This window comes from Methylopila musalis (assembly GCF_042679725.1).
GTDB classification, from domain to species: domain Bacteria; phylum Pseudomonadota; class Alphaproteobacteria; order Rhizobiales; family Methylopilaceae; genus Methylopila; species Methylopila musalis.
Window position 1 is genome coordinate 1 of record NZ_JBHTMX010000186.1, and the last position, 5,562, is coordinate 5,562.

Below are 5,562 nucleotides of genomic sequence, written 5' to 3' on the forward strand. Positions count from 1 at the left end.
CCAGCGCCTGACCGGCGCCGGCCTCGGCAGGGGGCGGACGTCACGCGTCACCTGGTGGCGCGGCGTGTCCGTGGGGCCGGGCCCGATCGCCGTCACCGACATCCCGCGGGCGTCGAACGCCCTGGACGCCGCGCGGGTGACGGTGAACAGCGCCGAGGCCGACATCGCCCGCCGCCTCGCGGGCCTCGGCCTGATCCTGATCCCGGCCGACGACATGCGCGACCACATCGCAGCCGGCGAATGGGTCGAGGTCATGCCCGACCACCGCGCGGCGCCTGCGCCCCTGACCCCGCTCTACCCCCACCGCCGCCACCTGTCCCGCCGGATCTCCGTGTTCATCGCATGGCTCGAACCGCTGCTCCGGGACGCGATCCGCAGGTGACGTCACGGGCGGCTCACGACGTCCGCCACGCCGTCGCGCCGCTTGCGCCTTGTTTGAGCCATTTTTTGCTTTCCCTCGCGGGTTCGGGTGGTATCGTGTGAGTCGTGGCGGGTCCCGGCCGGTCGGGCCTCCGCGTGTGTGTTTGAGCGGGCGGTTCGTATGAGTGCAGACAGGCCGCGGAGCGGGGCTCCGAACGAGCGTGACGCGACGGACGCCCTGTCGGACTCTCTTCCGCTCGACCTCTACGAGACCTCCGGCGTCATCAAATGGTTCGACGTCGGCAAGGGCTACGGCTTCATCGTGCCCGACGACGGCGGCCCGGACATCCTGCTCCACGTCACCTGCATGCGCCGCGACGGGTTCCACTCCGCGGCCGAAGGCGCCCGCATCGTCTGCGAGGTCCAGCGCCGGACCCGGGGCGCGCAGGCGTTCCGCGTGCTCTCGCTCGACGAGAGCACGGCCCGCCATCCGGGCGAGCTGCCGGCCCCGCGCACCCATGTGAACGTGACCCCGACCAGCGCTCTGGAGCTCGTCGAGGTGAAGTGGTTCAACCGCCTGCGTGGCTTCGGCTTCCTCACCCGCGGCGACGGCTCGCCGGACATCTTCGTCCATATGGAGACGCTGCGCCGCTACGGCATCATGGAGCTGAAGCCGGGGCAGAAGGTGCATGTGCGCTACGGGCCCGGCCCCAAGGGGCTGATGGCGGCCGAGGTGCGGCCCGAAGGCGCCGGCGGCGGCCCCTCCGCCCATTGACGTGACGCCCCGCGCCGGACGACAAACGGCGCATGCTGATGCTCCCGCGCGCGCTCCGTATCGCCCTCTTCGCCCTGCTGGCGCTCGTCGCGGCGGGCGCCTCCGTGAGTATGGCCGGCGCGAAGCTGGAGCCGCTGACGTTCCAGACCTCCGCCGGGCCGCGCGTGGTGCAGGTGGAGCTGGCGGACACGCCTGAGCGCCGCCAGATCGGCCTGATGTACCGCCGCACGCTCGCGCCCGATCACGGCATGCTGTTCGACTTCGGCGCGCCCCAGCCCGTCGCCATGTGGATGAAGAACACCTACCTGTCGCTCGACATGGTGTTCGTGACCGAAAAGGGCCTCGTGCACCGCATCGAGCGCGGGGCGGAGCCTTTGTCCGAGGCCATCATCGACGCCGGCGCGCCGGTGCGTTTCGTGGTGGAGCTTGCCGCCGGCGAGGCGGACCGTCTGGGGCTGAAGCCCGGCGACAGGGTCTCCCAGCGCCTGATCGACGCCGCCGCCAGGCGCTGACCGCGCCCCTTCGACCGCTCCGCCGGATGGCTCTTAGGCTCTCCCCGCAGGCTCAGCCGCCCGTCGCGCCCGCGTCGTTCTTTTCCACCAGCGCCACCAGCCGCTCGATCTGCTCCGCGCGCTCCGTCAGCTTCTGCGCCGCCATCCGGAGCAGGATCTGCAGCATGGGCTTCGGCGTGCCGTCCAGATCGTCGGCGGCCGAAAGCAGGCGGTCGGAAAGGCTGTCGCTCATGAGAAGATCACCACGGTGTGTCGCGTCGAACGGCCGTTCAAGCCCAAAGCGCCCGGAGCCGCGATCGCGGCCCGGCGCGCCGGGGACGATAGGCGCCCGCGCCGGATTCGTCGATCGCGAGGGGCTTGGCGTGGATCGTGCGCGATGAGCGCGCCCCTGTCTCGACCGACGGCGCGGCGTCCTCCCGAACCCGCGCGCGCTTCGGGACAGTTTCGGAACGAGTTTGTCCGGAAGGGGCGGGTTTTCTCCCGATGTTCCGATGTTCGCGCCTTGCCCGGCCGCGCTCGATCCCTCATAACCCGGTGAGGACGCTGGTCGCGGGGCGTAGCTCAGCCTGGTAGAGCGCCTGCTTTGGGAGCAGGGGGTCGCATGTTCGAATCGTGTCGCCCCGACCACGTTCGTCCGCGTCTTATCGGAGGGCGTCTGATGACCGCACGCATCTACAGGCCGACGCGCAACGCCATGCAGTCGGGGGCCGCGCGCACCAAGCGCTGGGTGCTGGAGCACGAACCGGCGGAAGCCCGCCGCGTGGAGCCGCTCATGGGCTGGACCTCGTCCGGCGACACCCGGCAGCAGGTGCGGCTGTTCTTCGCGACCCGCGAGGAGGCCGTGGCCTACGCCGAGCGCGCCGGCCTCGCCTATCAGGTGCAGGAGCCCAAGGCGGTGGCGCGGCGCGTGATGGCCTATTCGGACAACTTCCGCGCCGGCCAGATCGAACCCTGGACGCACTGAGCGCCCCGGAGGCCCCGTAGCTCAGCCGGATAGAGCACCAGCCTTCTAAGCTGATGGTCGCTGGTTCGAATCCAGCCGGGGTCGCCAAAGAACATCATCCGGTTCGTCGATACCTTCGACGCATCCGCAGAAGCGCTGGAAGCGGCGGCCCTCGCCCGCACGACGGCCGAACCCGTTGCTCGAGCGCCGCCGACAGGCTCTCACCGGCCTCAAGGAACAAGACGCTTAAGCCAACGGCGGAATCCGGGAGCCCTCACTCCGGTCGCCCGGCTGAAGCGGCGGGCGCAGGACCGAGCGGCGTCAGGCGTCCCGCTCGTCCCGATGGAGCGCGAAGCCTGAGGCGCCGGGCGCCTCCAGTCCCGGCCGCAATTCGCAGCTCGGGATGAGATAGTCGCCGCCGTTCTGCCGGCGGAACGGGATCGGCGCGTCGGTCTCGATCGTCCGCATCCGGGCGCGCAGACGATCGGCGACCTCGTCGAAACCGGCGTCGTCGAGACGGTCCACCCGGTAGGCCACGAAGGGCGGCAGCACGGCGTAGCCCGGATAGTGCAGCACCCCGTGCTGGATCGGGAACAGCAGGTCGTCGATCGGCCCGTTGACGCCGCGCGGCCCGTAATGCGGCTCCCAGCCGCCGGCCGTCACCACCAGCATGGCGCGCTTGCCCGCCAGCACGCCCTCGCCGTAGCGGTCGCCCCAGCGCCGGTCGCTGTGCTCGCCGACGCCATAGGCGAAACCATAGGCGAAGACGCGGTCCACCCAGCCCTTGAGGATCGCCGGCATGGCGAACCACCACAGCGGAAACTGAAGGATCAGAGCGTCGGCCCGGAGCAGCTTGTCCTGCTCGGCGGTCACGTCGTCCGTCAGCGCGCCGGCGGCGAAGGCGTCGCTCGAGGCCGCCGCGATCCTCAGCCGCGCGTCGGGGGCGAGCTGGGGGAAATCCGCCCGGTCCACCGCGGCCGTCCAGCCCATGGCGTAGAGGTCCGAGACCTCGACCGTATGGCCCTGCGCCGTCAGCTCCGCGACGGCGACGTCGCGCAAGGCGGCGTTGAGGGAGCGCGGGTCGGGATGGGCGAAAACGATCAGCACGTTCATGGCGGCGCCTTGCCTGTTCGAGAGCCTTCGTCCGCAGGCTAGGCGCTGGGCCATTGCGCCGATAGAAACCGGATATGGATAAGATCGTGCCGGAAAATGGATAGGTCCGACGTCACGCTGGAGCGGATGCGCAGCTTCGTCCGGGTCGCGGAGCGGGGCAGCCTGACGGCGGTGGCGCGGGAGCTGAACGTCGGCCAGTCCAGCGTCACGCGGCATCTGCGCGAGCTGGAGCAGGCGCTGGGCGTGGCGCTGCTTACCCGCACGACGCGGCGCGTGGCGCTGACCGAGGAGGGGCGGCGCTATTACGCCCACGCGGTCCAGATCCTGCGTCTGGTGGAGCAGGCCGCGGACGAGGCCCGCAGCGCCGGCGGGACGGCGGCGGGCGTGGTCCGCGTCTCCTGCACGGCGGCGCTCGGCGTCCGGCATATGAGCCGGCTCATCTTCGCGTTTCAGGACCGGCATCCCGAGATCGCCGTCGATCTGAGCCTGACCGACGAGCGCATCGACCTGGTGCGGGAGGGCGTGGACGTCGCCGTCCGGCTCGGGCCGCTCGCCGACAGCGCCATGAAGCTGCGGAGGCTGGGGGAGAGCCGGCGCATCCTCGTCGGCGCGCCGGAGTATCTGGCGCAGCACGGGCGCCCGGCGACGCCGGACGATCTGGCGCGGCTCGACGGCGTGCGCATGTCGAACGTCGCCGGCAGCGACGCGCTTGCGCTGGAGGGCCCGGACGGCGCCGTCTGCGCCGTGCCGTTCGGCGGGCGGCTGCGGGTCGATCACGGGCTCGCGGCGCGGGAGGCCTATCTCGCAGGACGCGGCGTCGGCCCGGCCCATCTCTGGCTGGTGGACGATCTGCTGGCCGATGGGCGTCTCGAACGGATTCTGCCGGACCACGCGCTGGCGCCCACGCCGCTCAGCCTGCTGATCGCGCCGGAACGGGCGGACATCGCCCGCGTCCGGCTGCTGGTGGAGTTCCTCGCCGCGGAGGCGTCCCGCATCCCGGGCGTCGAACGCCTTTGAGCGCAGAGCCATCGCTGGCCTGACGCGCGCGCCAAAGCCCCGAACCGAGGGATGCGGCTGGACATGGATTGGGCTTCGCATCCGAGGCCGGCGACAGCGGCCGATCCCTCAAGGTCATCTCGGGACAGGAGTTCTGAACGACGCGCCGCGCGCCGACGGCGCTTCACGAAGAGAGAAAGCGGCAAAGGCCAATAAAGCGCGTAGCGGCGATGTTGTGAGCCGCCCTCTGTCGTCCTGTTCGTCTCATGTCATCGGTCTGGAAACATTCCAATGCCGGCGCGCCCGGCGGTGGGTTCGCAAGGCGACACGCGTCATGCTGCGGCGCACGCGCCACTAGCCTGTAACGTTACGTGATCCAAAGAGATGCCAAATCGGTTGCTCTCCGGCGGCTCTCGGCTACCCTCGACGCTCATTGAGTCCGAATCCCATGGGGTGGGGTGCGGGTCTGCGGCGGCAAAAACGCTGCGGTTAAAGACAGTTCGGGGGAATGCGCCATGTCGGGGGCGAAAGCGGAACGCAGCGTGCTACGGCGTGGCGTCGGTCATTCGGTAGCGGATAGGGACTGGCCGGCCCGGCTTGCGGGCCGCGCGGGCGTGGCCTTCCTGCTCGGAACCACGGCTCTCGTGGCGGTTCCCGTCGCGGCGGCGGCGCAGGTCGCGATCGACCTCACCGGCGAGAACGGCGGCAACGGCATCGACGGCATCGGGACCAACGGCGGGGACGGCGGCGTCGGCGGCGATGGATCGCCCGCCAACGCCGCTCCGATCACGACCGGCGGCCCGGGCTTCTCCATCAACGCCGGCGGCGGCGTCGGCGGCGATGGCGGCTTCGGCGCCGGGCAG

7 protein-coding genes, 2 tRNA genes and 1 pseudogene are annotated in these 5,562 nt (G+C 70.9%); 8 read left to right on the top strand and 2 right to left on the bottom strand.

What is annotated here, in order from left to right:
• From ACFQ4O_RS14545 to ACFQ4O_RS14555, 3 genes are all read left to right on the top strand, one after another.
• Positions 1-382, top strand: a 382-nt coding sequence (locus ACFQ4O_RS14545) for a LysR substrate-binding domain-containing protein (RefSeq protein ID WP_378776571.1), incomplete at its 5' end; no start/stop codon positions are given.
• A 159-nt stretch (positions 383-541) separates the two neighbouring features.
• Positions 542-1,135: a cold-shock protein gene (locus ACFQ4O_RS14550; RefSeq protein ID WP_378776573.1), complete on the top strand. Its 594-nt coding sequence runs from the start codon at positions 542-544 to the stop codon at positions 1,133-1,135.
• A gap of 32 nt (positions 1,136-1,167) precedes the next feature.
• Positions 1,168-1,647, top strand: a complete 480-nt coding sequence (locus tag ACFQ4O_RS14555) for a DUF192 domain-containing protein (protein WP_378776575.1) — start codon at positions 1,168-1,170, stop codon at positions 1,645-1,647.
• Between the two features lie 52 nt (positions 1,648-1,699).
• Here the strand turns inward: ACFQ4O_RS14555 and ACFQ4O_RS14560 are convergent, their stop codons facing one another.
• Positions 1,700-1,879 (bottom strand): hypothetical protein, encoded by a 180-nt coding sequence (locus tag ACFQ4O_RS14560; RefSeq protein ID WP_378776577.1) that lies wholly within the window; start codon positions 1,877-1,879, stop codon positions 1,700-1,702.
• A 318-nt stretch (positions 1,880-2,197) separates the two neighbouring features.
• Between ACFQ4O_RS14560 and ACFQ4O_RS14565 the strand changes: the two genes are divergently transcribed.
• The 3 genes from ACFQ4O_RS14565 to ACFQ4O_RS14575 all read left to right on the top strand — a co-directional run bounded on the left by ACFQ4O_RS14565 (position 2,198) and on the right by ACFQ4O_RS14575 (position 2,698).
• Positions 2,198-2,274: transfer RNA gene (locus ACFQ4O_RS14565), tRNA-Pro, on the top strand.
• Between the two features lie 31 nt (positions 2,275-2,305).
• Positions 2,306-2,611, top strand: coding sequence for an ETC complex I subunit (locus ACFQ4O_RS14570; RefSeq protein WP_378776579.1), 306 nt, complete (start codon positions 2,306-2,308; stop codon positions 2,609-2,611).
• A 10-nt stretch (positions 2,612-2,621) separates the two neighbouring features.
• Positions 2,622-2,698 (top strand) — tRNA-Arg (locus ACFQ4O_RS14575).
• A gap of 213 nt (positions 2,699-2,911) precedes the next feature.
• Here ACFQ4O_RS14575 and ACFQ4O_RS14580 read toward each other — a convergent pair.
• Positions 2,912-3,703, bottom strand: a complete 792-nt coding sequence (locus tag ACFQ4O_RS14580) for an NAD(P)H-dependent oxidoreductase (RefSeq protein WP_378776581.1) — start codon at positions 3,701-3,703, stop codon at positions 2,912-2,914.
• Between the two features lie 96 nt (positions 3,704-3,799).
• On the opposite strand from ACFQ4O_RS14580, the gene ACFQ4O_RS14585 reads away from it, so the two are divergent.
• Positions 3,800-4,720: a LysR family transcriptional regulator gene (locus ACFQ4O_RS14585; protein ID WP_378776583.1), complete on the top strand. Its 921-nt coding sequence runs from the start codon at positions 3,800-3,802 to the stop codon at positions 4,718-4,720.
• Positions 4,721-5,313: 593 nt separating this feature from the next.
• A pseudogene (locus ACFQ4O_RS14590) lies at positions 5,314-5,562 on the top strand (hypothetical protein); the annotation flags it as partial.

What these genes read in the sequence shown, in the direction of transcription:
- ACFQ4O_RS14580 (WP_378776581.1), bottom strand. Translation starts at nt 3,703, where the DNA reads ATGAACGTGCTGATCGTTTTCGCCCATCCCGACCCGCGCTCCCTCAAC.
- ACFQ4O_RS14555 (WP_378776575.1), top strand. Translation starts at nt 1,168, where the DNA reads ATGCTGATGCTCCCGCGCGCGCTCCGTATCGCCCTCTTCGCCCTGCTG.
- ACFQ4O_RS14560 (WP_378776577.1), bottom strand. Translation starts at nt 1,879, where the DNA reads ATGAGCGACAGCCTTTCCGACCGCCTGCTTTCGGCCGCCGACGATCTG.
- ACFQ4O_RS14585 (WP_378776583.1), top strand. Translation starts at nt 3,800, where the DNA reads ATGGATAGGTCCGACGTCACGCTGGAGCGGATGCGCAGCTTCGTCCGG.
- ACFQ4O_RS14550 (WP_378776573.1), top strand. Translation starts at nt 542, where the DNA reads ATGAGTGCAGACAGGCCGCGGAGCGGGGCTCCGAACGAGCGTGACGCG.
- ACFQ4O_RS14570 (WP_378776579.1), top strand. Translation starts at nt 2,306, where the DNA reads ATGACCGCACGCATCTACAGGCCGACGCGCAACGCCATGCAGTCGGGG.